Origin of the sequence: Amycolatopsis sp. lyj-23, from assembly GCF_046549135.1 — a bacterium.
Lineage (GTDB): Bacteria > Actinomycetota > Actinomycetes > Mycobacteriales > Pseudonocardiaceae > Amycolatopsis.
The window spans coordinates 113,110-138,803 of record NZ_JAJPWN010000008.1 but is presented as its reverse complement, the minus strand read 5'-3'; the positions used below and the strand labels follow the sequence as shown (position 1 = coordinate 138,803).

Here is a 25,694-nt window from a genome sequence, read left to right as displayed (position 1 = left end):
GTGGGAACGCTGGGACTACTAGGGAGCGGACTATCGCCACTACTCATCGAGTTCCTCACCTCCTTCGGGCCGGTGCAGAGTGGTGGGGCTCGCGTTGACGCGCGAACACCGATGGTTGAGGGTACTCCTCACTACTGATGCGTGTCGGACCAGGCTCACGCGGTGTTACGCGACAGGAGATGACGAGTGCAGTTCGGGCGGTACTACGAGGAGTTCGAGGTCGGTGCGGTCTACAAGCACTGGCCGGGCAAAACGGTCACCGAATACGACGACCACCTGTTCTGCCTGATCACCATGAACCACCACCCGCTGCACCTCGACGCGCACTACGCGGAAGAGACGACCGACTTCGGCAAGAACGTCGTCGTCGGCAACTACGTCTACTCGCTGCTGCTGGGCATGTCGGTGCCCGACGTCTCCGGCAAGGCCATCGCGAACCTCGAGGTCGAGTCGCTCAAGCACGTGAAGCCGACCTTCCACGGCGACACGATCTACGGCGAGACCGAGGTGCTCGACAAGACGCCGTCGAAGTCCAAGGACGACCGCGGCGTCGTGTACGTCGAGACGCGCGGCTACAAGCAGGACGGCACGATCGTGTGCACGTTCCGCCGCAAGGTCATGGTGCCGAAGCGCTCCTACGGGGAGACTCGGGGCGGGGAGCAGCCGGGCCGGCCGGTGCCGCACGAATGAGGCTCTGATGGACCTGGACGGGATCAAGGGGATACTCCGCACGTTCGCGGAAGTCGAGGCCCGCGGGGTCTCGCCGCTGTACGAGCACCTGGCGTTGCAGGCGGCTTCGGACGACGACGTCGCCGGGCTGCTGGCGTCGGCCCGCGACGGCGAGGTCCGCGGCACGCTGCTGTTCGCGGTCGCGCACCGGCTCGTGCAGGCCGACCCGATCCACCCGCTCTCGCGGTACTACCCGTCACTGGGCGGCTTCGACGGCGTCGACTCCGACACGTGGCCGCTGTTCCGGTCGTTCCTGCTGGAGCGGGCGTCGAAGGCGCGTGAGCTGATCGCCTCGCGCTACACGCAGACGAACGAGGTCCGCCGGGCGGCGCTGGTGTACCCGGGTCTCGCGCGGGCGGCGCGCGAAGCGGGCGGCAAGGTGTCGCTGCTGGAGGTGGGCTGCAGCGCGGGCCTGCTGCTGGGCCTGGACCGCTTCGGCTACCGCTACCAGTGCGACGGCGGCGACCAGCTGACGGCGGGCCCGGCGAAGGCGGCGGTCGGCCTGCACTGCGCACTGGACCTGGCCCCGGGGGCGGCGGTGCCGAAGCTGCCGAAGAAGCTGGCCCTGCTGGACCGGGCGGGCTTGGACCGGGCCCCGGTGGACCTGTCGGACGAGGACGAGCTGGCGTGGCTGGAGGCGTGCGTCTGGGCGGACCAGCCGGACCGCATCAGGTTGCTCCGCACGGCGGCGGCCGAGCAGGCCAAGCACCGGCCCCGCTTGATCACCGGCGACGGCGTCGACGACCTGGAGCGGGCGGCATCGACCCTGGAGGGGCCGCTGGTGGTGCTGACGAGCCACGCCCTGGCGTACTTCTCGGCTGCGAAGCGGTCCGCGTTCGTGGCGGCGCTGGCTTCGCTGGCGTCTTCGCGGCCGGTGTGGTGGGTTTCGGAGGAGTTCTACGGAGCGGGGCTGGAACTGGTCCTGCCGGGGCGCTCGGACCTCGCGGGCGCCGACGGCCTGGCGACGCTGGGCGTGGTGCGGTGGGAGGACGGGAAGGCCGAAGCGCACGCACTGGCGAGAACCGCCCCGCACGGGCAGCGGATGACCTGGTTGCCGCTGTAGTCAGGCCCGCGGCAGGGCGTTCCACTCACGCAGCGTCACGAACAGCAGGTCCACCAGCTCCCCGCCGGCCTCCAGCTCCGCAAGGTCTGCCGCATCGGACCAACGCACGTCCGATGCGTCATCACCCGCCGTGAGAACTCCGCCTTCGACTTCGCAGGCGTAGTCGAAGATTTCGTACGGTCCCCGCCGCACCGAGCCGATCAGTGTGCCGGGAATCACGTCGAGTCCCGTCTCCTCCGACAGCTCCCTGATCACGGCCTTTTTGTCCGTTTCGCCCGGTTCAACTCGGCCACCCGGCAGCGACCATTGCCCCGAACCGGGGTTGTTGCGGCGCCGGATGAGCAGCAAACGGCCCTGTGGGTCGTGCGCGATCCCGCCGACGCAGCGGATCGTGGTGGTGGTGAGGCCGTCCATGTCCCGAAGGGTAGACGTCCTCGACTTGAAAACCGATGTCCTGTACACGGAGAGTAGCCGTGCGGTACACTTCGGACCGCGCGCTGACCCAAGCGCGGGACTTTCCTCCCGTGTGCCTGTTCAGTGCGGTACAACGTAAAAAACTGCTGTTGTCCGGTGTCACCGTAAGAGACGGGATTTGATCGCGGTGAACGTGAAGAAGATTGCGGGCCTCGCCGGTATCGCGTTGGTGCTGTTCTTCGTCATCGCCCAGCCTGGGCAGGCCGCCGGCCTCGTCGGCAACATCATCGACTTCCTGCGCAGCTCGGCCGAATCGGTGATCACCTTCGTCAGCAACGTGTTCAAGGGCTGATCGGGGGGTTACCCTCGAACCATGTTCGCGCCACGCGACCCCGACGAGTACCTCCTCGACACCGAGCGGCGGGTCATCCGGATCCGCCGCCACTGGGCGGTGCTCCTGTGGGACACCTTCGAGGCGGCCGCGCTGCTGGCCGTCTGCGTCCTGGTGTCCTACCTGCTGCCACCGGCGCTGTACATCGGCCAGAACATCCTCTGGTACGTCGCGCTGCTCGTCGTCCTGCGGTTCGCCTACGTGGTGATGGAGTGGTGGGTCGAACGCCTGGTGGTCACCGACAAGCGGTTCGTCATGACCACCGGGGTGTTCACCACCAAGGTGCTGATGATGCCGATCAGCAAGGTCACCGACCTCAGCTACGTCCGCACGGCCACCGGCCGCATGATGGGCTACGGCACGATGGTGGTCGAGTCCGCCGGGCAGATCCAGGCGCTGAACAAGATCGACTTCCTTCCCCGGCCCGAAGAGTTCTACGACACGATCTCGGAGCTCGTCTTCGGCGACAAGCAGAAGCAGGCCGAACGCTTCTCCATGATCAAGGCCCAGCGCGCCGCCCGGGGGAAGAAGCCGGTCGGCTGAGACTGGCGGTCCCGCCGCGCGTGTGACCCAGCGCATCGTCGACAATGGACCCGATGCGCATCGACCTGCACGCCCACTCCACCGCTTCCGACGGCACCGACACGCCGGCCGGGCTCGTCGCCGCGGCCGCGAAAGCCGGGCTCGACGTCGTCGCGATCACCGACCACGACACCACCGCGGGCTGGGCGCCCGCCTCCGAAGCGGTGTCACCCGGCCTGACCCTCGTCCCCGGCGCCGAGCTCTCCACGGTGTCGACCGACCCGGAGACCGGCCGACAGATCAGCGTCCACCTGCTCGGCTACCTCTTCGACCCGACGTCCGAGCCCATCGTCACCGAGCAGACCCGGTTGCGCGTCGAGCGCCGCACCCGGCTGCGCCGGATGGCCGAGCGGATGGCCGCCGACGGCCTGCCCATCGACATCGACGAGATCTTCGGCCTGCTGCCCGAAGACTCCCCGCCGGGACGTCCGCACCTGGCCCAGGCGCTGGTCCGGGCCGGGCTGGTCAAGTCGGTCGACGAGGCTTTCGCCGACTACCTCAGCCCGCGCCGCGGCTACTACGTCGCCCGGCGTGACACCCCGGTCGAGGAGGCCATCGACATGATCGCCGCGGCCGGCGGCGTCACGGTCATCGCGCACCCCTTCGCCTTCAGCCGCGGCGCCACCATCAGCGAGGACACGCTCGCCGAGCTGGCCGCGCGCGGGCTCACCGGCGTCGAGGCCGACCACCCGAACCACGACGAGCCGACGCGGGCCCGCGTCCGCGAGCTGGCCGCCGAGCTCGGGCTTGTCTTCACCGGATCCAGCGACTACCACGGCACGAACAAGACGATCGAACTCGGCGAGTGCACCACCGACCCCGGGCAGTTCGAGGAACTCGCTTCGCGCGCCACGGGGTTCCAGGTCGTGAAGGGCTGATATGGCGCTCTTCGACGCGAAACTGTTCATGAGCGCGACGATCACCCTGATCGTCATCATGGACCCGCCCGGCACCGTGCCGGTGTTCCTCAGCCTCGTCGGCCGCAAGCCGATGGCGACCCGGGCGCGCGCCGCCCGGCAGGCCGTCCTGGTGTCGCTGCTGGTCATCAGCCTGTTCGCGGTCGCGGGCCAGGCGATCCTGGCCTACCTCGGCATCGGCATCCCCGCGCTGCAGGGCGCGGGCGGGCTGCTGCTCCTGCTCATCGCGCTGCAGCTGCTCACCAGCAACGGCCACGAGCCCGAGGCGGCGGCCGACGACGTCAACGTCGCACTCGTCCCGCTCGGCACGCCGCTGCTGGCCGGGCCCGGCGCGATCGCCGCGACCATCGTGTTCGTCCGGCAGGCCGAAGGGCACATCGGCGCCTACATCGCCTTGGCGCTGGCGATCGTCACCGTCCACCTGGTGATCTACCTCTGCATGCGGTACTCCGGCCTCGTCATCCGGCTGATCAAGGAAAGCGGCATCACGCTGCTGGCCAAGGTGGCCGGCCTGCTCCTCGCGGCCATCGCCGTGGAGCTCGTCGCGAACTCCGTGCGCGGGTTCATCTCCGGCGCCGGCTGACGCCGCCACCCGGGTTGTCCTGCCGGACAGGATGCGCCCGGCGCGTTGACATCGTTGGCGCCGCTCCCGCAGCCTGAATCTCAGCTCAGCGCTTGAAACGATTCAACGTCCTGCGGAGGCCTCGATGAAGTGGCTCAGAGCAGTCCTGCCGGTCGCGGTGCTGGTGGCGAGCGGCGTGGTCGCCGCGCCCGCCGACGCCGCCCCGAGTTGGCAGAAGTACGTCGTCGCACCGGCAAGCCGGGACGTCCGGCCGGTGCGGGTGCTGTCCACGACCGGGGACGTCACCAACCCGGACGGCCTGCTCGGGCGCGGGGTGGCGACGTTCGAGCGGCAGGCGCCGCCACCGAAGCCGGGGTGGCCGGCGGGGACCACGGCGGCCGCGTCGTCGTTCCACGCGCCGAACAACGGCGGCAACGGGCAGCCTCGGACCTACGACCCCGGCAACGCCGTCGACGGCAACACCGAGACGTTTTGGAACGACGACACGATCGGTGCGTATCCCGACGTTCTGACGGTCACCGCGGGCGCGCCGGTCGCGCTGCCCGGCGTCACCATCCTGTCCAGTGTGGACGGTGTGCCGCAGGACTTCACGGTCGAGGTGCCGGACGCGGGCGCGTGGCGCGTGGTGGCTTCGGTGAGCGGGAACACCGCGGTGCAACGGGCGGTGCCGTTCGACCGCCCGGTGACCACCGCGCAGGTCCGGATCACGGTCACGAAGGACCAGAACACGCCCTCGGGCGAGTTCAGCCGCATCACCGAGGTCTGGCCCGGCCTGGTCGCCGACCCGCCGGTGCCGGTCGCGGTGGTGGACTTCGGCAAGGTCGTCGCCGGGTACCCGAAGATCTCCTTCGCAGGCGCGTCGGCGAACCACCCCGGCGTCCGGGTGTCGACCTCGGAAACCCAGCAGTTCCTGGGCGAACGTTCCGACTTCTCGCGCTCGGACTTCTCGGGCGGGCCCGGCAGCGACCAGATCGCCGTGCCCGCGACCCCGGCGGTCTGGCGGGACACGAAGGGCTGCGTGAGCGGGACGCAGGTGTGCGCGGACGGCCTGCGTGGCTTCCGCTACCTGCGGATCAGCCTCGACGCGCTGGCGTCGGACGCGCCGCTGACGCAGCCGTCCGGTGAGGTGCGGATCAACGGCGTCTCGCTCGACTTCACGCCGTTCCTCGGCACGCCGTCGACCTACCGCGGCTGGTTCGAGTCATCGGACGAAGACTTGAACAGGTACTGGTACGCGGCGTCCTACACGAACGAGCTGGGCATGGACACCTTCCGGGAGTCCGATGTGGACCCACGCGGCGCGTTCTCGCCGTCGCTGGCCGGGAAACTGGTGCTGCACGACGGCGCGAAGCGCGACCGGGACCCGTACGTCGGTGACGTCGCCGTCTCGGGCCTGACGGAGTACCTGACGCACCAGGACGGCACGGCGGCGCGGAACGTGCTCGCCGACCTGGCCGACCACCAGCGCGCGGACGGCTGGATCCCGCCCGCGTCGATCAACGGCTACACGCTGCCGCTGTTCGACTATCCGCTCTGGTGGGTGACGTCGAGCTGGGACTACGTCCTCTACACGGGCGACACCGCGTACGCGTCTTCGTACTACTCGCAGCTCGTGAAGACGCTCGACAGCTGGTATCCGTCGGTCACCGATTCGCGCGGGTTGCTCGCGAAGGGCCTCAACGGCACCGGCGGCTACGGCGACTACGCGTTCCTGCCGCGTACGGGCGAAGTGACGTACTACAACGCGTTGTACGTCCGGGCGCTTCAGGGCGCAGCGGGTCTCGCGCGGGCGACCGGACACGCGGCCGACGCGGAGCGGTGGCTTTCGCGTGCTTCGGGCGTTGCTGCGGCGGTGAACCAGTACCTGTGGGACCCGGCGGCGGGCGCGTACCTCGACTCGTCGACCGGCGCGGTGCGCCACGGCCAGGACGGCAACAGCCACGCCATTCTGGCTGGGATCGCTTCGCCGACGCAGGCAACTTCGGCGCTGGCGCGGCTCGCGGCGGGCGCGCTGCCGTACGGGAACCCGTTCATGGACAACGACACTTTGGTGGGCGACGGCACGAAGCGCGTGTACGCGTTCACGTCGTTCCCGGAGCTGCAGGCGCGGTTCCGGAGCGGGCAGGCGGCGTCGGCGATCGACCAGATCAAGCGGATGTACGGCTGGATGGCCACGCACGACCCGGGCATCACGGCGTGGGAAGGCATCGGCGAAGGCGGCTCGCACTACGAGCAGGGGTACACGTCGGCCGCGCACGGCTGGTCGACCGGGGTGGTGCCGGCGCTGACGAACGAGCTGCTGGGCGTCTCGCCGACGTCGCCGGGCTTCGGGACGTGGACGGTTTCGCCGCACCCGGGTCCGGTTTCGTGGGCGCGGGGAGCGGTGCCAACGCCGAAGGGTGCGTTGTCGGCTTCGTGGTCTCAGCAGGGTTCGGTGTTCTCGCTGACCGTGACCGCGCCGCAGGGGACTTCCGGGTCGCTGGTGGTGCCGGGTGGGCGGCTGGTGTTGCTGGACGGGCGGTCGGTGCGGGCGGCGGGTCCGCTGACCGTTTCCGGCGGCACGCACACAGTCCTCGTCGTGCGGTAAGCCGCACTTTCCGCGCGAGGCTCGTTCGCCCCGCGCGGAAAGTGGCAGTGACATCTGGGGCTTCGCCCCAGGCCGGGGGCTCCGCCACCCGAACCCCCGAAAAAAGTGTCGGTGGTGGTGCGTAGCGTGGGCAACGTGAAGGAGCAGATGGGCTTCGACTTCGGCGTAGCGCAACCGGTGCGGCTCACGAAGGTCTCGCCGGCGCGGCTGGCGACCTTCGACGACTGCCCGCGCCGGTACCGCCTCGCGTACCTGCAGCGGCCGACCCCGCAGCGCACCGGGCCGTGGGCGCACAGCACGCTGGGTGCGGTGGTGCACAACGCCTTGCGGGCGCTGTTCGACCTGCCGGTGCTCAAGCGCGTGCCGCAGCGGGCGATCGCGCTGGTCGCGGAGTTCTGGAAGGACGCGGGCTTCGAGACCGAGGAGCAGGCCGCGCGGTACCGGGCGCGCGCGAAGGGCTGGGTGGCGGAGTACGTCGAGGACAACGACGTCTCGCACGATCCCGTGGGCCTGGAGCGCTGGGTTTCGGCGCCGGTGAGCCCGTCGCCGGGGGAGCGGCCCTCGATGATCATCGAGGGCCGCGCGGACCGGATCGACGCGCGCGACGGTTCGCTGGTGATCGTGGACTACAAGACGGGCCGCCGTCCGCCGGACGAGTACGAGGCCCGCGCGTCGCAAGCACTGGCGCTGTACGCGGTGGCGGCGGCGCGGACGTTGCGGATGCCGTGCACGACGGTGGAACTGCACCACCTGCCGACGGGCACGATCGCGGCGGCGGAGCACAGCCCGGAGAGCCTCCAGCGGCACCTGCAACGCGCGGGAGAGACCGCCGCGGACCTGAGGGTGGCCACGGATACCCTGGACGCGGGCGGCGACGGGGACGTGCTGTTCCCGGCCCGCCCGGACCGGCGCTGCGCCTGGTGCGACTTCAGGCCGAGCTGCGCGGCGGGCCAGGAGGCGGCCCCGCAGGCGCAGCCGTGGGACCTGCTCGCGCCCTGAACGGGAGGGAACGTGGCTTCACCGGACACCGACGAACTGCCAACGGTGCCGCGGCCCGCCGGAGCACCGGAGGGCCGCGGAGAGCGAGCCGAGCCCGACGGGACGGACGTGCCCCAGGCCCGTGCCGAGCCCGGTTCGGACCGAGCGTCGGCAGAGGCTCGGGAGCGGGTCTCGGCTGCAGCGCGCGCGGCCGAGGTGCCGGGCCGTGCGGCCGCACGGACTGAGGCGCCGAGCGCGGCCGAGGCGGCGACGGTCGAGCAGGAGCGGGTCGAGCCCGAGCGGATCGAGCCGGACCGCACCGCCCCGGCGGCGCCGCCACGCCCGGGCGGGCGCTGGTGGCGCGGGTTCACCGGCTCGCTGGCGGCCGGTCTCACGGTCCTCGCGGCCGGGGTTGTGGTGGTGGCCGTCATCTGCCTGTTCACCGGCGCCCCCGGTCCCGGCGCAACCCTGTTGATCGGTCACCCGATCGCGGCAGCGCTGGCCCTGGTCGCCCAGCGGGTCGCCGACCGCCGCAACGGGCCCGCGGCCGTCGGCGCCGGCACGGTGGTCGTGTTGTTCGCGGTCTCCGCCGTGACCCTCTTCTGGCTCACCTGACCCCGGTCACGCGAGTTCCGTCCTCAATCACGCGAGTCCCGGGCTCAATCACGCCAGTCCCGGATTCGATCACGCCGGCTCCGGATTCGGGCACGTAAGATCCGCCCCGGATCACGGGAAGATGCCCCTCGGCTCGCGGAAACCTCGCCTCGAACCACCGGGCTCGCTGCCCGAACTCGGGTGATCAGGGCCGGAACCGGCGTGATCGCAGACGGGATTCGCGTGACTGAAGGCGGAACTCGCGTGACCCGGGGCGGAACTCGCGTGATCAGGCGGGCATCTCGCGTGATTGGCGGGGCATCTCGCGTGTTCGGCGGGGCATCACGTCACTTCAGGGCCGTGAGGGTCGGGCCGCGCTGTTCGAGCAGGACCGGGCCTGCCGAGCCCAGCCGGACCACTCCGGAATAGCCCCGGCGCTCGACGCCCACCGTGCGGATCGTCGACCCGTCGTTCTCGTTCAGCACCGCCAGGCCGCCCTTGATCGGGATCACCAGCTGCTGGGCGAACGTCGCGCCCGGGCCCACCGCGCTGCTCAACGTCCAGCGCGGGGACAGGTCGTCGCGGGAGAGGGCGACCACCTTCGACCCGCTGAACCAGTACATGTTCGCCGCCGTCTGGGTGGTGGCCTCGACCCCGGCCGGCGGGTCGGCCGCCAGGTCGGCCGGCGGGACGTCCAGCGGGTACGCCGCGCGCTGGGTGCCGTCGCCGTTGTAGACCACCAGGAGCTTCTTCTCCGGCAGCACCACCGCCGTCAGGTCGCCCGACATCGCGATCACGCGCGCCCGCTTGCCCGCCAGCACCGAACTGAACGCGACCTGCGGCTCGTCGTCCTTCTCCGGCGCCGCCTTGTACACCGTCAGGCGGTCGGCCGGGTCGCCCGGGCAGCGCTCGATCACGCCGACCTTGCCCGAGGACGCCGCGACCGTGCCGTACGTGCAGCCCGTCCGCGGCTGCTTGCCCGCGTTGACCAGCGCCGGGACCTGGCCGTACTCGGCGCTCTGCACCAGGTCGTCGCGCCAGGTCGTGAGGAGCTGCTTGCCCGTCGCGGTCACGTGGGAGCCGTCGCTGACCAGCTCGGTGCCCAGCTCCGCGTTGCCGTTGCGCTGCGCGGTGATCCGGCCCGTGGCCGGGTCCAGCTGGGTGACCTCGCTGCAGTTGCGCGATTTGTGGTAGACGGCGTTCAGCCGCCCCCACGCCTGGTCGAGCGTGCACAACGGCAGGTCACGCGTGTAGTGCCAGCGGATCTGCCCGGTCAGCGGGTCGCGGGCGGCGACCTCGCCGCCGTCCGCGGTGGCCACCGAGTCGCCGGCCACGACCGGGACCGCGGTCGCGGCGCTGGGGGCGCTCCAGATCTCCGCCAGCGACCCCGGCACCTTGTCCGGGGCCGCGGGCAACGCCGGGGGCGGTCCCGCCGCTTCCGTCCGGTCGGTGGCCGCGCTGTCGCTCGTCACGCCGATGACCAGCGCGACGGCGACCACGGCGACCGCGATCAGCGCGGCGATCACCCGGTCCCGCCCGCGGTTCCACGGCGATCGGCGCGCCTTGACCCGCGGGGCGGGCGGAGTGCTCTCGGGAGCGTCCTCGAGGACGGTTTCGGACCCGTAGTCAGGCGTCTCGACGTCGCTCACGTACCCGAACCCCCCGATGGAGAAGCCTCAGTCTGCCGACGCAGGTGTATCAGACGTCGCGGCCGGACGGCGACGGCGGCGTCGGCGAGCCGGACGCTCGGCGTTCTCGCCGGCCTCCTTCTCGACGGCCGGGCCGGTCGCTTCCGGGGCGTTGCCGCTGCGGGTGCGGCGGCGCGTCCGGCTGCGTCCCTCCGAGGCGGCGGGAGCGTCTTCCGGGGAAGAAGCGGCCGCATTGTCCGCGGCTTCGATCGCCTCGGCCGCCCGCGAGCCGCCGCGGGTGCGCTTGCGCGGAGCCCGGGCGCGCTTGCGGGGCGCCTCGTCCTCCGGAGCGGTCTCGCCGGCGCGGCCACGGCCACGGCCGCGCTTCTTGCCGCCCAGATCCTCTTCCTCCTCGGCGGCCAGCCCCGCGCGGGTCCGCTTCGCCAGCGGCAGCCGCCCGGTGGTGCCCTCCGGGATGCCGAGGTCCTCGAACAGGTGCTTGGACGACGAGTACGTCTCGACCGGCTCCGGCATGTCGAGGCCGAGCGTGTCGGAGATCAGCTTCCAGCGCGCTTCCTCGTCCCAGTCGACGAGCGTGACCGCGACGCCGGTGCGCCCGGCGCGGCCGGTGCGGCCGATCCGGTGGACGTAGGTCTTCTCGTCCTCCGGGCACTGGTAGTTGATCACGTGCGTGACGTCGTCGATGTCGATGCCGCGGGCGGCGACGTCGGTCGCGACCAGCACGTCGACCTTGCCGGAGCGGAACGCGCGCAGCGCCTGCTCGCGGGCGCCCTGGCCCAGGTCGCCGTGCACGGCGGCGGCCGCGAAGCCGCGCTCGACCAGGTCGTCGGCCACCTTCTGCGCGGTGCGCTTGGTGCGGCTGAAGATCATCGTGAGGCCGCGGTCCTTCGCCTGCAGCACGCGGGCGATCACCTCGGGCTTGTCCATCGAGTGCGCCCGGTAGACGAACTGGGTGGTGCGCTCGTGGACCGCGCCGGCGTCGTTCTCCTCGGCGCGGATGTGCGTCGGCTGGCGCAGGAACGTGCGGGCCAGCGTGATGATCGGGCCGGGCATGGTGGCCGAGAACAGCATCGTCTGCCGCTCGTCCGGCACCATCCGCAGGATGCGCTCGATGTCGGGCAGGAAGCCCAGGTCGAGCATCTCGTCGGCCTCGTCCAGCACCAGGCCGCGGACCTTGCCGAGCACGAGGTGCTGCTGCTCGGCCAGGTCGAGCAGGCGGCCCGGGGTGCCGATCACGACGTCGATGCCCTTGCGCAGGGCCTCGATCTGCGGCTCGTACGGGCGGCCGCCGTAGATGGCCAGGGTGCGGATGCCGAGGTGCTTGCCGGCGCCCTTGAGGTCGTTGGCGACCTGGATGCACAGCTCGCGGGTCGGGACCACGACGAGCACCTGCGGGGTGCCGTCGCCGGGGACCTGGACGCGGTGCAGCAGCGGGACGCCGAAGCCGAGGGTCTTGCCCATGCCGGTGCGGGCCTGGCCGATGAGGTCGTCGCCGGCCATGGCCAGGGGCAGCGTGAGCGCCTGGATGGCGAACGTCCGCTCGATGCCGGCCTCGCCGAGGGCCTTGACGATCTCCGGCTTGACGCCGAAGGACGCGAAGGTGGGGGCCTCGGGCTCGACCTCGACGCCCGCCTGCAGCGGGTGCGAGGTGTCGAGCGCGGCCGGGCCTGTCTCGCTGTGTTCCAGCGCGACGGCGGGGGGCTGTTCGGTTGTGGGAATTTCTGCGGTCAGGGTGATCGCCTCTCTCGTGACCAGCGCGCACCGCCGTTGGTCCGCTCGACACTCGACCGGGAGTAAACCCTGGTCCCTGGCGCTTTCTGGAGCGCGGAACCGGTCCGTCCCGGGAATGCCGGAAGAGGCGTGCACGCACATTGCAGTACGTCGGCAAGCCACGTGACCTGCCTGTTTCCCGACGCCGGTATGGCGTACGGAAGCTCGTTGTCGTGTGCCAGTGTACCTGGTCAGCAGTTTTTCGGCAGTACCCGGCGCGCCGGAAGCCGTGTGATCGGTCTCGTCCCGACACGCCCGGGTGCTTCGGCGATACCCTGCCCCCGTGACCGAGCCCAAAGAGATCTCCGAAGGCGTAGTCGACCTTCTGGGTGTGATCGCCTACCTCGAACTGTCCGCGTTCGACCGGCTGGCGGAGGACGCGCGCAGCGCGCCCACGCTGGCCGGGCGCGCCGCGCTGGCGACCATGGCGGCCGCCGAGATCGGTCACTACGGCCTGCTGGCCCAGCACCTGGCCGCCCACGACGTCAAGATCGAAGACGCGATGACGCCGTTCGTGGCCCAGGTCGACGCCTGGCACGCTTCGACGCCCCCGAAGTCGTGGCTGGAGTCGCTGGTCAAGGCCTACGTCGGCGACGGGCTGGCCGCGGACCTCTACCGCGAGATCGCCAGCTGGCTCGACCCGGAGACGAAGGACCTGGTGCTGACCGTGCTGGCCGACACCGGCCACTCGGCCTTCGCCGAACGCGAGGTCGCGGCCGGCATCGAGGCCGACCCGAAGAGCCGGGACAAGCTCGCCCTGTGGGGCCGCCGCCTGCTCGGCGAGGCGTTGACGCAGGCCCAGTACGTCGTGGCCGAGCGCGACGGGCTGGCCGAGCTGATCATCGGCGGTTCGGGGGACCTCTCCGGAATTGCGGCGCTGTTCCGGCGGTTGCAACAGGGGCACACCAAGCGCATGCAGGCGCTCGGCCTGGGCTGAACCCGATGGAGTACCCGGAAGTGACGACGCGGTCGGGCGCGGACATGCGCCACCGGAACGAGCCGGTTCGGTTAGCCTTGGCCGGCACATCCCTTACGAATTTCCAGCGGAGGTCCCACGTGGAGGTCAAGATCGGCATCAAGGACACGCCGCGCGAGCTGGTGGTGTCCAGTGGCCAGTCTCCCGAAGAGGTGGAGAAGCTGGTCGCCGAGGCCCTGACGGCCGGTGACGGGCTCTTCCGCATCAACGACGAGAAGGGGCGCAAGTACATCGTCCCGTCCGACCGCATCGCGTACGTCGAGATCGCCCCCTCGGACGTCCGCAAGGTCGGCTTCGGCGTCGGCGACTGACGGCCTCGAACGCCCAACCGTGAAGGCCGCCCCGGAACCTGCCGGGGCGGCCTTCACGGGCTTCAGGCGTTGAGCTCTTCCAGCGTCGTGGGGACGTGGAACGGCGGCGTGCTCGTGCCCGTGATCCGGTAGCGGCCCCACGGGTCCGGGTCCGACAGCTCGCCCGTCGCCGAGTACGCGCCCGCCTGGAGCGAGACCGCCTTCTTCTTGCCGCCCGCCAGGCGGGTCAGCTCCTCGTTCACCGCCACCCGGCCGTACCAGCGGTAATAGCCGTCGATCGGCTGGAAGTAGCCGCGCAGCTCGACCGAGGCCGAGAGCGAAACGCCGTCGACCTCCAGTGTCGCCGGGCCGCTGTAGCCGTCTTCGTCGTGCTCGCTCATGAGGTTTCCTCCAACGGCTCCGATGACTCCGAGGTGCGGCCCAGCTGGACCACCTTGTTGGCTTCCAGGGGCAGGTTCGGGTCGACGACCACGCCGTTCTGGCGGGTCAGGCCGTCGATCGCCGCCCAGATGATCTGCGTCAGGTACTCCACGACCGCGTCGCGGCTCATCGAGCGGCGGTCCAGCCACCACTCGCCGGTGTTCTGGACCATGCCGACGATGCCGTGCGCCCACGGCTCGGCCGCGCCGGAGTCCATGTTGAACATCCGCATGTAGTCGCCGAGCAGCGCCGTCAGCGCCGTGGCGATCAGTTCCTTGTCTTCGGCCACGACGTCCGACGACACCGGCTTCTCCGGCCGCCCGTGCGCCAGCAGCCGGTAGAGGTTCGGGTGCTCCTCGATCACGGTGAAGAACGCGTCGAGGGCCATCCGGATCCGCGGGACCGGCGCGAGCTCGGCGTTGATCGCCGGGATCAGCCGCTCGAACAGGATCTCCGTGCCGCGCTGGCCGAGGGCCACGTACAGGTCGGCCTTGTCGTCGAAGTGCCGGTACAGCACCGGTTTCGTGACGCCGGCTTCCGCGGCGACGTCCTCCATGCCGAGGTCGGGGCCGTGCGTGTCGAGCGCCCGCAGCGCCGCCTCGACGAACTCCTTGCGCCGGGCGATCCGGTGCTTGCGCCAGCGGTCGCGCCGGGCGTCGCCCGTCGTCTCCTCGCCGCGGGAGGACTTGCCGGGCTGTTTGGGGCGCTTGACACGTTCGATCACGAGGGTCATGCTACGCACAGGTAACTGTTACCTCAAGTTACACATCCGGAAGGGGTGTCGGCGATGACGCGGACGCTGAAGGAACCGGACCGCGAAAAGACCGCGGACCGCCTGCTGAAGTCGTCGGCGAACAAGTTCTACGACCCCGACGTCGACATCGACTGGAGCGCGCCGCTCGTCGAGGGCAAGCGGTTCATCCTCGATGAGCGTTCCTCGCTCTACGGCACCGAACTCTGGGACAAGCTGACCCCCGAGCAGCGCATCGAGCTGGGCAAGCACGAGGTCGCGAGCGTCGCGACCACCGGGCTGTGGTTCGAGATCCTCCTGATGCAGATGCTGCTCAAGGAGGTCTACGAAGAGGACCCGACGTCCGCGCACGCCCAGTTCGCGCTCACCGAAATCGCCGACGAATGCCGGCACTCGACGATGTTCGCGCGGATGGCGTCGCGGATCGGCTGCCCCGCCTACGGCCCGGTGCCGTGGCTGCGGCGCCTGGCGAAGCTCATGCCGTCGATCTCCTACGGCCCGGCGCGCTACGGCGCGATCCTGGTCGCCGAGGAGGTCCTGGACCGGCTGCAGCGCGAGCAGATGAACGACGAAGGCGTCCAGCCGCTGGTCCGGATGGTCAACCGGATCCACGTCCTGGAGGAGGCCCGGCACGTCACCTTCGCCCGCGAAGAGGTCACGCGCGGGATGGCGAAGCTGTCGAAGGCCGAGATCGCCTACCAGCAGTTCATCATCGCGGTCATCTCGTACTTCGTGACGCGGGCGTTCATCAACCCGGACGTCTACAAGGCGGTCGGCATCCGGCCGCGCGACGGCGTCGAAGCGGCGCTGAACAACCCGCACTGGCAGGGGACGATCGCGTGGGCCGGGGAGAAGATCATGCCGTTCCTGCAGGAGTCCGGCCTGGTCGGGCTGCCCGGGACGTACTTCTGGCGCAAGTCGTTCCTGCTCCCGGCGGCCCGATGACCGCCGTCCTTTCGCCCGGGCGCCGGTTCGTGACGAGCGACGGCGCCGCGCTGCACGTGGTCACCTCGGGGCCCGCGGACTCCGCCGTGACGCTGGTGCTCGTGCACGGCTGGACGCAGGACCACCGGACGTGGGACTTCGTGCTGCCGCACCTCGACCCCGGCCTGCGCGTGCTGCGCTACGACCTGCGCGGCCACGGCGGCTCGGCGCCCGCCCGGCCCGGCGGCGCCACGATCGCCCGGCTGGCCGACGACCTGGCCGAGCTGATCGCCGACGGCGTTCCGGCCGGGCCGCTGGTGCTGGCCGGGCATTCGATGGGCGGCATGACGCTGATGGTGCTCGCCGAGCGGCACCCTGCCCTCGTCGGTGAGCGGCTCGCGGGCGCGGCGTTCGTCGCGACGTCGTCGGGGGACATGGACCAGCTGACCCTGGGGTTCCCGGGCCTGGTCGGCCGGAGCGTCACGCGGTTCGAGCCGAGGGTGGCGAAGCTGCTGGCCGGGCTGGAGTCGGACACCCTGCGGCTGCGGCCCGGGCTGGTCCGGTCCGGGGCCCGGCGGCTGGTGTTCGGCGTCCGGCCGGGGCGGGAACAGGTGGACAGCGTCGTCGAGCAGCTGCTGCGCACGCACCCGGCGAGCGCGGGGCTGTTCCTGGACGCGATCGCGTCCCACCGGGGCATCGGCGGGCTCGGCGCGCTGTGCGACGTGCCGTCGGTGGTGCTGGCGGGGGAGCGGGACCGGTTGTGCCCGCTGCCGCACGCGAAGGTGATCGCGGACGAGCTGCCGCACGCGGAGTTCGTCCGGTTCCCGGGTGCCGGGCACATGCTCCCGCAGGAACGGCCGTACGAGGTGGCGCGCCGGATCTCCGCGCTGGTCCGGACGGCTGCCTCCCGCTGAGGTTGTGGACTAACTGGTGAGTTCACGCGAACTCACCAGTTAGTCCATTAACGCGGCCCTGAACCTGCCGGTCCCCACGAATGAACTATCCGGTTAGTCCGAGAGAACTAACCGGATAGTTCATTGCTGCCCGGAGCAGGTCAGGAATCCTTGAGCGGGAAGCCGCCGCCGATGCCGCGCCAGGCCAGGTTGGCCGTGAGGGCCACCGCTTCCTCCCGGCTCATCGACTGGTGGTGCGCCAGCCAGAACCGGGCGCTGACCTGGCTCATCCCGACCAGCCCGACCGCCAGCAGCCGCGCCTTGTCCTCGTCGAGGCCCGCGTCCGCGGTGATCGTCTCGGTGATCGCGTCCACGCTCGCCGAAGTCGCGCGGTCGACCGCCTCCTGGACCGCCGGCTCGCCGCGCAGGTCGGACTCGAACACCATCCGGAACGCGCCCGCGTCCTCGCTGACGAAGTCGAAGAACGCGCCGACCGTCGCCGGGACGCGCTGCTTGTTCTCCGTCGTCGAGTCCAGTGCGTTCTGCACGCGCTTGACCAGCTCGTCGACGTGGCTCTCCAGCAGCGCGATGTACAGGTCGAGCTTGCCGGGGAAGTGCTGGTACAGCACGGGCTTGGAAACGCCCGCGACCTCGGCGATCTCGTCCATCGCGGCGGCGTGGTAGCCGTTCTCGGCGAAGACCCGCTGCGCCGCGGCGAGGAGCTGGGCCCGGCGCTCGGTCCGGGGCAGCCGCACCCCACGTTGCTGCACCCGCGTCATCTCCGTCATGCTCGTCCTCCCGTCATCGCTTCTTCGACGGGCGGGGTCGCCACCGCGTGAAGTCGCCCTGAAGATTACTCGCCGGTATGTAGCCCGTGCCACGGGTCGGGCATTCTGGACCGGTGACCACCCCCGTGACGGCGCGGGCGCCGCTGACCCACGTGCCCCTCTCGACCAGGGCATTGCCTTCGCTCGACCCGCTCCCGCCGCCCTGGCCGGCGGCGTTCGAAGAGGTCGGCACCGCGCGGCTCCACGTCCGCCGCACGCCGGGTCCGGACGGCGTGCCCGCCGTCTACGTCCACGGCCTCGGCGGCTCGTCGACGAACTGGACCGACCTGGCCGCGCTGCTCGCGCCGGTCGCCGGCGGCACGGCCATCGACCTGCCGGGCTTCGGCCGCTCCGAGCCCGAGAAGGGCTTCGACTTCACGCTGCAAGCGCATGCGGACGTCGTCGCACGGCACATCGAGGACGTCGGGGGGCCGGTGCACCTGTTCGGCAACTCCATGGGCGGCGCGATCGCCCTGCTCGTCGCCGCCCAGAAGCCCGAGCTGGTCAAGACGCTGACCCTCATCTCACCGGCGGTCCCGGACCTGCGCCTCGACCCGCGGCGGCTGTCGGACCCGCGGATGGCGTTCGCCTACCTGCCGCTGGTCGGCGCGCGCGTGCGGGCCCAGCTGGCCGCGCTCGGGCCGCGGGAACGCGCCGCGCAGGTCATCAAGCTCTGCTTCGCCGACCCTTCGCGGTTCCCGGAGAGCCGGCTCGACGAGCTGACCGAGGAGCACGGCGCTCGCGCCGGGTTCGCCTGGGCCGCGCCGGCGATGGCCCGGAGCACGTTCGCCATCTTCCGGGCGTGGTCGACGCTGGGGAAGGCGTCGCTCTGGTCGGTCGCGCCGCGCGTCAAGGCGCCGACGCTCGTCGTGTGGGGCCGGGAGGACCGCGTCATCTCGGTGAAGCGCGCGGTGCGGACGGCCCGGGCGATCCCGCGCGCCCGGCTGCTCGTGCTGCCGCGCACGGGGCACGTGGCGCAGATGGAACGCCCGGTCGTCGTCGCGAAGGCCGTGCTGGGCATGTGGGAGCACGTCGAAGCGGGCACTTGGTAGGCCGATCGGGTGACACCCGATGATCCGCCAGTCGGCGAGAGCCGCGCCTCGCCGCTGTGGCACCCTGGTGCGGTGGACCGGGTGAAGCAGGACGCGCGAGGCGAAGATCGGCGGACGCCCCACCGCGCCTCGGCCCGCCGGACGCCGGACGCCGAGGACCACCCCCGGACCGGGCAGTACCGCCCGTCGAAGGCGCCGGCCCAGCGCGTCGGCGAAGACCGCTACCGCCCCGGCGGGCGGCGGACCAGCGCCGAGCCGCTGAGCGCCTCCTGGAAGCCGGAGGTGCCGGTCGCGCGGGAAGAAGCGGAGCCGGCGTCGAAGTCCGGCATCGCGAAGCTGACGAAGACCTACGGCTGGCGCGTCTACGCCCTGCCGATCCTGGTCGTGCTGACCGTGCTCGTCGTGGTCAACACGGCCAACAGCCCGGCCCAGCCGATCGCCGAGCAGGGCGCCGCGGCCGGCACCGGTTCGGCGGGCGGCGACGCAGCGGGCAGCGGTGCGATCGACGGCAACGGCGAGCAGCCCATCCCGGAGAACCCGGCCACCCCGGTCGACCTCAAGGTGCCCACCGCGGAACTGCCGGAGGGCATCCCCTTCACGCAGGCGGGCGCGGGCAAGTGGCACGTCGTCCCGGGCAGCGGCCCGAAGATCGGCAACGGGAAGCTGTACACCTACACCGTCGAGGTCGAGGACGGGATCGACCCGTCGAGCTACGCCGGCGACGACGCCTTCGCCGCGACCGTCCAGGGCACCCTGTCGAACCCGAGTCAGGGCTGGACCTGGGACGGCAAGATCGCGTTCCAGCGGGTGGACGCGAACTTCCCGAACCCGTCGTTCCGGGTGAGCCTCACCACGCCGGAGACCACGCACCGGCCGGACGCCTGCGGGTTCCAGATCAAGTTCGAGGCGTCCTGCTACCGCAAGAGCCTCGGGCGCGTGCTGATCAACCTGGCCCGCTGGGTGCGCGGCGCCAAGGCGTACGGCGCCGACATGACGGGGTACCGGCAGTACGCCATCAACCACGAGGTCGGGCACGCACTGGGCAACCAGCACGTCGGCTGCACGGGCACGGACCAGCCCGCGCCGGTGATGATGCAGCAGTCGTTCGGCGTCTCCGACGACTACGTGTCGATGCTCAACGACATCCCCGGCGGCGACAAGGGCAAGGTGGCCAAGGACGGCCGCATCTGCAAGACCAACTCCTGGCCGAACCCCACCCCGCAACCGCAGTAGGTCTTCTCACGATCTGGACCCGGGAAGACCCGTTTGCCTGCGCGCGTTGTGCATAGTGGGATGGACGCGATACGCGCGCGAGATGGAGGACCCATGTCAGCACTGCCGCCGCTCGTCGAGCCGGCTGCCGAGCTCACCAAGGAAGAGGTGGCCCGGTACAGCCGTCACCTGATCATCCCGGACGTCGGGGTGAACGGGCAGAAGCGGCTGAAGAACGCGAAGGTCCTGGTGATCGGGGCCGGCGGCCTCGGCAGCCCCGCGCTGCTGTACCTGGCCGCCGCCGGGGTCGGCACGCTCGGCATCGTCGACTTCGACGTGGTGGACGAGTCGAACCTGCAGCGCCAGGTCATCCACGGCCAGTCCGACGTCGGCAAGCTCAAGGCCGCGTCCGCGCAGGAGTCGATCGCGGAGATCAACCCGCTGGTCAAGGTGCACCTGCACACCGACCGGCTGGACTCCTCGAACGCGCTCGAGATCTTCGAGCAGTACGACCTGATCGTCGACGGCACCGACAACTTCGCCACGCGCTACCTGGTCAACGACGCCGCGGTGCTGCTGGGCAAGCCGTACGTCTGGGGCTCGATCTTCCGGTTCGAGGGCCAGGTCAGCGTGTTCTGGGAGGACGCGCCGAACGGCAAGGGCCTCAACTACCGCGACCTCTACCCGGAGCCGCCGCCCCCGGGCATGGTCCCCTCCTGCGCCGAGGGTGGCGTGCTGGGCGTGCTGTGCGCGTCCATCGGCTCGATCATGGTGACCGAGGCGATCAAGCTCATCACCGGCATCGGCGAGCCGCTGCTCGGCCGCCTGATCAGCTACGACGCGCTGGAGATGAAGTACCGCGAGGTCAAGATCCGCAAGGACCCGGACACGCCGAAGATCACCGAGCTGATCGACTACGAGGCGTTCTGCGGTGTGGTGTCCGACGAGGCCGCTTCGGCGGCGTCCGGGCACACGATCACCCCGGCGGAGCTCAAGGCCAAGTTCGACAGCGGCGAGAACTTCGCGCTGATCGACGTCCGCGAGCCGCACGAGTACGAGATCGTCAACATCAAGGGCGCGACGCTGATCCCGAAGGACCGGATCCTCTCGGGCGAGGCGCTCGCGGAGCTGCCGCAGGACAAGCCGATCGTCCTGCACTGCAAGTCCGGTGCCCGCTCCGCCGAGGCCCTCGCCGCCCTGCACGCGGCCGGTTTCAAGGACGCGACGCACCTCGGCGGCGGCGTGCTCGCCTGGGCCAAGCAGATCGATCCGAGCCTGCCGACCTACTGACAGTGTGTGTTTACCCGGCCGGGGAAACCCGGTGTGAGCAGCGCGTCTTCTCATTCGTGGCACGCCCGGCCGGGTAACGTCAGCGATCGTGCGGTCTCCACAGGAACCTCCTCCGGCGCACGTCTGCGCGGCCTTCGGCGGCTCCGCCGACGGCTCCGATCGCCTGCCGGATTCGACGGCGTGGCGCTGCGGCGACCTCGTGTTCAAGCCGGTCACCGACAAGGTGAGAACGCTGTGGACCGCCCACGCGCTCGACTACGTCCGCGAGCCGGGGCTGCGGGTCGGGAAGCCGGTCCGCTCCACCGACGGCCGCTGGATCGTCGGCGGCTGGACGGCGTCGCGGTTCGTCCCGGGCACACCGGAGCACCGCGGTGACGCGTCGGTGCTGGCCGCGGTGAAGCTGCACCGGGCGACGATCGGCCTGCCCCGGCCGGACTTCCTCGACGCACGCACCGACGTCGACGCGGTCGCCGACCGCATCGCCTGGGAAGAGCTCGAAGTCCCCCTCGAGGAGACGAAGGGCGGCCGCTGGTTCGAGGTCCTGGCGGGCGCCCGCCGCCCGATCGACCTCCCCCACCAGGTGGCCCACGGCGAGTTGCTGGCGGGGTTGCTGTTCGACGGCGACGACGTCCCAGGAGTGGTCGACTTCGTGCCGTACTACCGCCCGGGCGAGTACGGCGCGGCGATCGTGGCGGTGGACGCGCTGGCCTGGGGTGGCGAGGGCCGTGACCTGCTGGAACGCTGGGCGCACCTCCCGGAGTGGCCCCAGCTGCTGTTGCGCGCGGTCCTGTTCCGCCTGGCGGCCAACGCCCTGAACCCGAGGTCGACGCAGGCATCTTTGGACGGCCTGCGCGCGGCGGCGCGCGAGGTGTCCGGGGTCTTGTAGTCGCCTGGCACTCACCCACCAGGACCCCGCAACCCAAACCGGCACCGACTCCATCCAGGGCCCCCCGCAACCCCGATCCGAAGCCAGAACACGGCCGGTAGTACCGGGTCAAGGCACGCTTTCCCGCCTTGACGCGGTGCTGCCGGCCGTAGTCACAATTGGGCTTCGGGGTGGCGGCTCACGAGTATTCGCGCTTGTGACCCGCGTCCCAACCCCCTTCGACGTCACCTTCGGGAAAGCTCGGCTGACCTCCAAGCTCCCGGCAGATGGACGCGGATCTCACCGGACGGGCCACGCTCCCACCGCCGTAATGTCAACTGCCTGAAACATTCGGTCGAATCCGGTTAACACGGCCTCCTTAGCGTCAGGGCATCCCCGAACCGCCGAGGAGGTGCCCGATGCCGCAGGTCGACACCCACTGCCCGTACTGCGCTCTGCAGTGCGGGATGCGCCTCGACGGCGCTCGTGTGACGCCGCGGGACTTCCCGGTCAACGCCGGTGGCCTGTGCCAGAAGGGCTGGACCTCCGGCTCGCTCCTCACCAGCCCGAAGCGGCTGACCACGCCGCTGCTGCGGGTGAACGGCGTGCTCGAGCCGGTCGGCTGGGACTTCGCCCTCGACCACGTCGCCCGGAAACTGCGGGAGACGCGGGAAACCCACGGCCCGGACGGTGTCGCGGTCTTCGGCGGCGGCGGGCTGACCAACGAAAAGGCCTACCTGCTCGGCAAGTTCGCCCGCGTCGCGCTCGGCACCTCGCAGATCGACTACAACGGCCGCTTCTGCATGTCCTCGGCCGCCGCCGCGGGGATCAAGGCCTTCGGGGCCGACCGCGGGATGCCGTTCCCCGTCACCGATCTGCAGAACGCCGACGTCGTGCTGCTCGCCGGCGCCAACCCGGCCGAGACCATGCCGCCGTTCGTCCAGCACCTGCGCGGGGCCGACCTCGTCGTCGTCGACCCGCGGCGCACGCCGACCGCCGAGCTGGCGAGCCTGCACCTCGCGCCCGCGCCGGGCACGGACCTTGCGCTGGCCCTGGGCATCCTGCACGCCGTCGTCGAAGGCGGCCACCTCGACCAGTCCTATGTAGACGATCGCACGAGCGGCTTCGCCGAGGTGTGGCGGATCGCGGCGAGCTGGTGGCCGGAGCGCGCCGAGCGCGTCACCGGTGTCTCGGCCGCCGACATGCGCCACGCCGCCGAGAAGCTCGCCATCGCTCGCAACGCCTACATCCTCACCGCGCGCGGCACCGAGCAGCACGCCACCGGCACCGCGACCGTCGGTGCCTGGATCAACCTGGCCCTGAGCCTCGGCCTGCCCGGCCGCGAGGGCTCCGGCTACGGCTGCCTCACCGGCCAGGGCAACGGCCAGGGCGGGCGCGAGCACGGCCAGAAGGCCGATCAGCTGCCCGGCTACCGCAAGCTCGACGACCCGGCCGCGCGCGAGTACGTCGCCGGCGTCTGGGGTGTCGACGCCGAAAGCCTGCCCGGGCCCGGTCGCTCGGCCACCGAGCTGCTCGAAGCGCTCGGCCAGAAAGACGGCCCGAAGGCGCTGATGGTGTTCGGCAGCAACGTGGTCGTCTCGGCGCCGCGCTCGCAGCGCGTCCAGGAGCGACTGTCCGAACTGGACTTCCTGGTCGTCGCCGACTTCGTGCTGTCGGAGACCGCGGCGCTCGCCGACGTCGTCCTGCCGGTCACCCAGTGGGCCGAGGAGGACGGCACGCTCACCAACCTCGAAGGCCGGATCCTGCTGCGGCGCCGTGCACTGGCGCCGCCGCCGGGTGTCCGGTCCGATCTGGACGTCCTGCACGGACTCGCGCTCCGGCTGGGGCAACCGGAAAGCAGGTTCCCGACCGACGCCGAGACGGTGTTCGAGGAACTGCGGATCGCGTCCAAGGGTGGCATCGCCGACTACTCCGGCGTCAGCTACGACCGGCTGCGCGACGGCGAGGCCCTGCACTGGCCGGTCCCGGAAGACGATCACCCCGGCACCCCGCGGATGTTCCTCGACGCGTTCGCGCACCCGGACGGCCGGGCGCGGTTCACGCCGGTCGAGCACACCGGCCCGGCCGAGCTGCCGGACGAGGAGTTCCCGCTGCAGGCCACGACCGGCCGCGTGCTGCAGCACTACCAGTCGGGCGCGCAGACCCGGCTGATCGGAGAGCTCAACGAAGTCGTCCCGGAGGCGTTCGTCGAAGTCCACCCGGACACCGCCAAGCGCGCCGGGCTCGAAGAAGGCGACCGGGCACTGGTCCGGTCGCGCCGGGGCGAAACCGTGGCGAAGGTCCGGTTCGCCCAGAGCCTCAAGCCCGATCTGGTCTTCCTGCCGTTCCACTTCCCGGGTGAGCAACGCGCCAACCTGTTCACCAACCCGGCGCTCGACCCGGTCAGCCGGATGCCGGAGTTCAAGGTGTGTGCCGTGTCCTTGTCTACTGTGGATGGTGCCGCGTGAGCCCTCGTGAAGTCGTCATCGTCGGGTACGGCATGGCCGGCGCCCGGCTGGCCGACGAGATCCGCCGTCGCGACCCGATCGCCGAGCGGGTCCGGCTGACCGTCCTCGGCGCCGAAAAGCACGCCGCCTACAACCGGGTGCTGCTGTCCGCGGTCGTCGCCGGGGGCATGAGCGCCGAGAGCGTCCGCCTGCACGACGACGAATGGGCGCAGCGCCACAACGTCGACCTCCGGCTCGGCGTCGACGTCGAACGCATCGACCGCGGGAAGCGCTGTGTCGAACTCGCCGACGGCGCATGCGTGGACTACGACGCCCTGGTCCTCGCCACCGGCGCGAACCCGTATATCCCGCCGGTCGAAGGGCTCGAAGCCGGACCGGGTGTGGTCGCCTTCCGCAGCCTCGACGACTGCGCCAAGATCCTCGACGCCGCCCGCTTCGGCGCGCCGGTCGCGGTGCTCGGCGGCGGCCTGCTCGGCCTCGAAGCCGCCCGCGGCCTGGCCGGGCGCGGCAACCAGGTGACCGTCGTGCACCCGCTGGCGCACGTCATGGAACGCCAGCTGGACCCGGCCGCCGGCCACGTGCTGGCCCGGCAGCTCACCGACATGGGCGTGACGTTCAAGTTCGGCGCCACCGCCGCCCGGTACCTGCCCGGCGACGGGCTCAAGCTCGACGACGGCACCCTCGTCCCGGCCGACCTGGTCGTGGTCGCCGCCGGCGTCCGCGCCGAGACGCGCCTGGCCGTCGAAGCCGGGCTGGACGTCGACGGCGCCGTGCTGGTGGACGACGTGCTGCGCACCAGCGACGGCCGCATCCACGCGCTCGGCGACTGCGCCCGCCACCCGGGCGCGCCGGCCGGGCTGATCCAGCCCGCGTGGGAACAGGCGTCGGTGCTCGCCGACGTCCTGACCGGAACCAACGCCGCCGCGCGCTACCGCGGCACGACGGCGGTCACCCGGCTCAAGGCCCGCGGCATCGACCTCGCCGCGCTGGGTGAAACGCAGCTCGACGCCGGTACCCCGGACGCCGAGGTGCTCACCTTCAACGACCCGACGGGCGGCCGGTACGGCAAGCTCGTCGTCCGCGAAAACCGCGTCACCGGCGCGATCCTGCTCGGGCTGCCCGACGCGGCCGCGACCATCACCCAGTTCCACGACCGCGGGACGCCGCTGCCGGAAGACCGGCTCGCCGTCCTGCTCGGCCGCGCGCTGCCCACCGGCGCCACCCCGGCGGCCAGCCCGGCCGACCTGCCGGCCACGGCGGTGATCTGCCGCTGCAACAACGTCACCAAGGGCCGGCTGATCGAGGCCTGGAAGGCCGGGGCCACCGACACCTCCGCACTGGCGCGGGCCACGCGAGCCACGACGGGATGCGGCGGGTGCTCCGACACCGTCGGCGGCATCGCGAACTGGCTCGCCGCGCAGTGACCGATCCCCACTGACCACCCTGAA

Annotated in this window: 25 protein-coding genes; 19 read left to right on the top strand and 6 right to left on the bottom strand. The window is 71.2% G+C overall.

Going from position 1 to position 25,694, the window contains the following annotated elements:
* The first annotated feature begins 186 nt into the window (after positions 1-186).
* Together ACLJPY_RS21015 and ACLJPY_RS21010 are read left to right on the top strand one after the other, a co-directional pair.
* Positions 187-690 (top strand): MaoC family dehydratase, encoded by a 504-nt coding sequence (locus ACLJPY_RS21015; RefSeq protein WP_361103451.1) that lies wholly within the window; start codon positions 187-189, stop codon positions 688-690.
* 7 nt (positions 691-697) lie between these two features.
* Positions 698-1,792 (top strand): DUF2332 domain-containing protein, encoded by a 1,095-nt coding sequence (locus tag ACLJPY_RS21010; protein ID WP_410590771.1) that lies wholly within the window; start codon positions 698-700, stop codon positions 1,790-1,792.
* Here ACLJPY_RS21010 and ACLJPY_RS21005 read toward each other — a convergent pair whose 3' ends face one another.
* Complete coding sequence (locus tag ACLJPY_RS21005) at positions 1,793-2,206, bottom strand: NUDIX hydrolase (RefSeq protein ID WP_410590769.1); 414 nt, start codon at positions 2,204-2,206, stop codon at positions 1,793-1,795.
* A 187-nt stretch (positions 2,207-2,393) separates the two neighbouring features.
* On the opposite strand from ACLJPY_RS21005, the gene ACLJPY_RS21000 reads away from it, so the two are divergent.
* From ACLJPY_RS21000 to ACLJPY_RS20970, 7 genes are all read left to right on the top strand, one after another.
* Positions 2,394-2,558: a hypothetical protein gene (locus tag ACLJPY_RS21000; protein WP_162146229.1), complete on the top strand. Its 165-nt coding sequence runs from the start codon at positions 2,394-2,396 to the stop codon at positions 2,556-2,558.
* Between the two features lie 21 nt (positions 2,559-2,579).
* A complete protein-coding gene (locus ACLJPY_RS20995; RefSeq protein ID WP_003095467.1) occupies positions 2,580-3,140 on the top strand; it encodes a PH domain-containing protein in 561 nt (186 codons plus the stop codon).
* A 53-nt stretch (positions 3,141-3,193) separates the two neighbouring features.
* Positions 3,194-4,057, top strand: a complete 864-nt coding sequence (locus ACLJPY_RS20990) for a PHP domain-containing protein (RefSeq protein ID WP_410590768.1) — start codon at positions 3,194-3,196, stop codon at positions 4,055-4,057.
* Position 4,058: 1 nt separating this feature from the next.
* Positions 4,059-4,679 (top strand): MarC family protein, encoded by a 621-nt coding sequence (locus ACLJPY_RS20985; RefSeq protein WP_410590766.1) that lies wholly within the window; start codon positions 4,059-4,061, stop codon positions 4,677-4,679.
* Positions 4,680-4,803: 124 nt separating this feature from the next.
* Entirely contained in the window at positions 4,804-7,266 is a 2,463-nt protein-coding gene (locus ACLJPY_RS20980; protein ID WP_410590765.1) for an alpha-L-rhamnosidase C-terminal domain-containing protein, read from the top strand.
* Between the two features lie 147 nt (positions 7,267-7,413).
* Complete coding sequence (locus ACLJPY_RS20975) at positions 7,414-8,265, top strand: RecB family exonuclease (RefSeq protein ID WP_410591239.1); 852 nt, start codon at positions 7,414-7,416, stop codon at positions 8,263-8,265.
* A gap of 12 nt (positions 8,266-8,277) precedes the next feature.
* Positions 8,278-8,859 (top strand): hypothetical protein, encoded by a 582-nt coding sequence (locus ACLJPY_RS20970; RefSeq protein ID WP_410590763.1) that lies wholly within the window; start codon positions 8,278-8,280, stop codon positions 8,857-8,859.
* A 326-nt stretch (positions 8,860-9,185) separates the two neighbouring features.
* Here ACLJPY_RS20970 and ACLJPY_RS20965 read toward each other — a convergent pair whose 3' ends face one another.
* The gene (locus ACLJPY_RS20965; protein WP_410590761.1) at positions 9,186-10,487 is read right to left on the bottom strand and encodes a hypothetical protein; all 1,302 of its coding nucleotides are present in this window, start codon (positions 10,485-10,487) and stop codon (positions 9,186-9,188) included.
* A 27-nt stretch (positions 10,488-10,514) separates the two neighbouring features.
* Positions 10,515-12,359, bottom strand: a complete 1,845-nt coding sequence (locus ACLJPY_RS20960; protein WP_410590759.1) for a DEAD/DEAH box helicase — start codon at positions 12,357-12,359, stop codon at positions 10,515-10,517.
* A 181-nt stretch (positions 12,360-12,540) separates the two neighbouring features.
* Between ACLJPY_RS20960 and ACLJPY_RS20955 the strand changes: the two genes are divergently transcribed.
* Complete coding sequence (locus ACLJPY_RS20955; RefSeq protein ID WP_360173169.1) at positions 12,541-13,194, top strand: ferritin-like fold-containing protein; 654 nt, start codon at positions 12,541-12,543, stop codon at positions 13,192-13,194.
* A gap of 119 nt (positions 13,195-13,313) precedes the next feature.
* The gene (locus ACLJPY_RS20950; RefSeq protein WP_013223016.1) at positions 13,314-13,544 is read left to right on the top strand and encodes a DUF3107 domain-containing protein; all 231 of its coding nucleotides are present in this window, start codon (positions 13,314-13,316) and stop codon (positions 13,542-13,544) included.
* A gap of 62 nt (positions 13,545-13,606) precedes the next feature.
* Here ACLJPY_RS20950 and ACLJPY_RS20945 read toward each other — a convergent pair whose 3' ends face one another.
* The gene (locus tag ACLJPY_RS20945) at positions 13,607-13,924 is read right to left on the bottom strand and encodes a DUF4873 domain-containing protein (RefSeq protein ID WP_410590758.1); all 318 of its coding nucleotides are present in this window, start codon (positions 13,922-13,924) and stop codon (positions 13,607-13,609) included.
* Positions 13,921-14,697 (bottom strand): TetR/AcrR family transcriptional regulator, encoded by a 777-nt coding sequence (locus ACLJPY_RS20940; protein ID WP_410590757.1) that lies wholly within the window; start codon positions 14,695-14,697, stop codon positions 13,921-13,923. Before ACLJPY_RS20940 ends, ACLJPY_RS20945 begins: the two co-directional genes overlap by 4 nt.
* Positions 14,698-14,751: 54 nt before the next feature.
* Here ACLJPY_RS20940 and ACLJPY_RS20935 point away from each other — a divergent pair, with 54 nt between their 5' ends.
* Both ACLJPY_RS20935 and ACLJPY_RS20930 read left to right on the top strand, forming a co-directional pair.
* Positions 14,752-15,660: an AurF N-oxygenase family protein gene (locus tag ACLJPY_RS20935; RefSeq protein ID WP_410590756.1), complete on the top strand. Its 909-nt coding sequence runs from the start codon at positions 14,752-14,754 to the stop codon at positions 15,658-15,660.
* Positions 15,657-16,553 carry an alpha/beta fold hydrolase gene (locus tag ACLJPY_RS20930; RefSeq protein WP_410590755.1) on the top strand — a complete coding sequence of 299 codons (897 nt, stop codon included), beginning with the start codon at positions 15,657-15,659 and terminating at the stop codon, positions 16,551-16,553. Before ACLJPY_RS20935 ends, ACLJPY_RS20930 begins: the two co-directional genes overlap by 4 nt.
* A gap of 140 nt (positions 16,554-16,693) precedes the next feature.
* On the opposite strand, the gene ACLJPY_RS20925 is transcribed toward ACLJPY_RS20930, so the two are convergent.
* A complete protein-coding gene (locus tag ACLJPY_RS20925) occupies positions 16,694-17,320 on the bottom strand; it encodes a TetR/AcrR family transcriptional regulator (protein ID WP_410568994.1) in 627 nt (208 codons plus the stop codon).
* A 113-nt stretch (positions 17,321-17,433) separates the two neighbouring features.
* Here ACLJPY_RS20925 and ACLJPY_RS20920 point away from each other — a divergent pair, with 113 nt between their 5' ends.
* From ACLJPY_RS20920 to ACLJPY_RS20895, 6 genes are all read left to right on the top strand, one after another.
* On the top strand, positions 17,434-18,411 hold the full coding sequence (locus ACLJPY_RS20920) for an alpha/beta fold hydrolase (RefSeq protein ID WP_410590753.1): 978 nt from the start codon (positions 17,434-17,436) through the stop codon (positions 18,409-18,411).
* 72 nt (positions 18,412-18,483) lie between these two features.
* Entirely contained in the window at positions 18,484-19,644 is a 1,161-nt protein-coding gene (locus tag ACLJPY_RS20915) for a DUF3152 domain-containing protein (protein ID WP_410590752.1), read from the top strand.
* Between the two features lie 93 nt (positions 19,645-19,737).
* Entirely contained in the window at positions 19,738-20,913 is a 1,176-nt protein-coding gene (gene moeZ, locus ACLJPY_RS20910) for an adenylyltransferase/sulfurtransferase MoeZ (RefSeq protein ID WP_410590751.1), read from the top strand.
* 88 nt (positions 20,914-21,001) lie between these two features.
* On the top strand, positions 21,002-21,799 hold the full coding sequence (locus ACLJPY_RS20905) for a TIGR02569 family protein (protein ID WP_410590750.1): 798 nt from the start codon (positions 21,002-21,004) through the stop codon (positions 21,797-21,799).
* Between the two features lie 398 nt (positions 21,800-22,197).
* A complete protein-coding gene (locus tag ACLJPY_RS20900; protein ID WP_410590748.1) occupies positions 22,198-24,246 on the top strand; it encodes a molybdopterin oxidoreductase family protein in 2,049 nt (682 codons plus the stop codon).
* The gene (locus ACLJPY_RS20895; protein WP_410590746.1) at positions 24,243-25,670 is read left to right on the top strand and encodes an FAD-dependent oxidoreductase; all 1,428 of its coding nucleotides are present in this window, start codon (positions 24,243-24,245) and stop codon (positions 25,668-25,670) included. Before ACLJPY_RS20900 ends, ACLJPY_RS20895 begins: the two co-directional genes overlap by 4 nt.
* Positions 25,671-25,694: the final 24 nt, after the last annotated feature.

Bases quoted from the DNA above. Each gene is read 5' to 3' on its own strand.
- ACLJPY_RS20930 (WP_410590755.1), top strand. From the start codon at position 15,657: ATGACCGCCGTCCTTTCGCCCGGGCGCCGGTTCGTGACGAGCGACGGC.
- ACLJPY_RS21010 (WP_410590771.1), top strand. From the start codon at position 698: ATGGACCTGGACGGGATCAAGGGGATACTCCGCACGTTCGCGGAAGTC.
- ACLJPY_RS20995 (WP_003095467.1), top strand. From the start codon at position 2,580: ATGTTCGCGCCACGCGACCCCGACGAGTACCTCCTCGACACCGAGCGG.
- ACLJPY_RS20945 (WP_410590758.1), bottom strand. From the start codon at position 13,924: ATGAGCGAGCACGACGAAGACGGCTACAGCGGCCCGGCGACACTGGAG.
- ACLJPY_RS20990 (WP_410590768.1), top strand. From the start codon at position 3,194: ATGCGCATCGACCTGCACGCCCACTCCACCGCTTCCGACGGCACCGAC.
- ACLJPY_RS20925 (WP_410568994.1), bottom strand. From the start codon at position 17,320: ATGACGGAGATGACGCGGGTGCAGCAACGTGGGGTGCGGCTGCCCCGG.
- ACLJPY_RS20935 (WP_410590756.1), top strand. From the start codon at position 14,752: ATGACGCGGACGCTGAAGGAACCGGACCGCGAAAAGACCGCGGACCGC.
- ACLJPY_RS20900 (WP_410590748.1), top strand. From the start codon at position 22,198: ATGCCGCAGGTCGACACCCACTGCCCGTACTGCGCTCTGCAGTGCGGG.
- ACLJPY_RS20940 (WP_410590757.1), bottom strand. From the start codon at position 14,697: ATGACCCTCGTGATCGAACGTGTCAAGCGCCCCAAACAGCCCGGCAAG.
- ACLJPY_RS20960 (WP_410590759.1), bottom strand. From the start codon at position 12,359: ATGTGCGTGCACGCCTCTTCCGGCATTCCCGGGACGGACCGGTTCCGC.
- ACLJPY_RS20980 (WP_410590765.1), top strand. From the start codon at position 4,804: ATGAAGTGGCTCAGAGCAGTCCTGCCGGTCGCGGTGCTGGTGGCGAGC.
- ACLJPY_RS20975 (WP_410591239.1), top strand. From the start codon at position 7,414: ATGGGCTTCGACTTCGGCGTAGCGCAACCGGTGCGGCTCACGAAGGTC.
- ACLJPY_RS21005 (WP_410590769.1), bottom strand. From the start codon at position 2,206: ATGGACGGCCTCACCACCACCACGATCCGCTGCGTCGGCGGGATCGCG.
- ACLJPY_RS20985 (WP_410590766.1), top strand. From the start codon at position 4,059: ATGGCGCTCTTCGACGCGAAACTGTTCATGAGCGCGACGATCACCCTG.
- moeZ (WP_410590751.1), top strand. From the start codon at position 19,738: ATGTCAGCACTGCCGCCGCTCGTCGAGCCGGCTGCCGAGCTCACCAAG.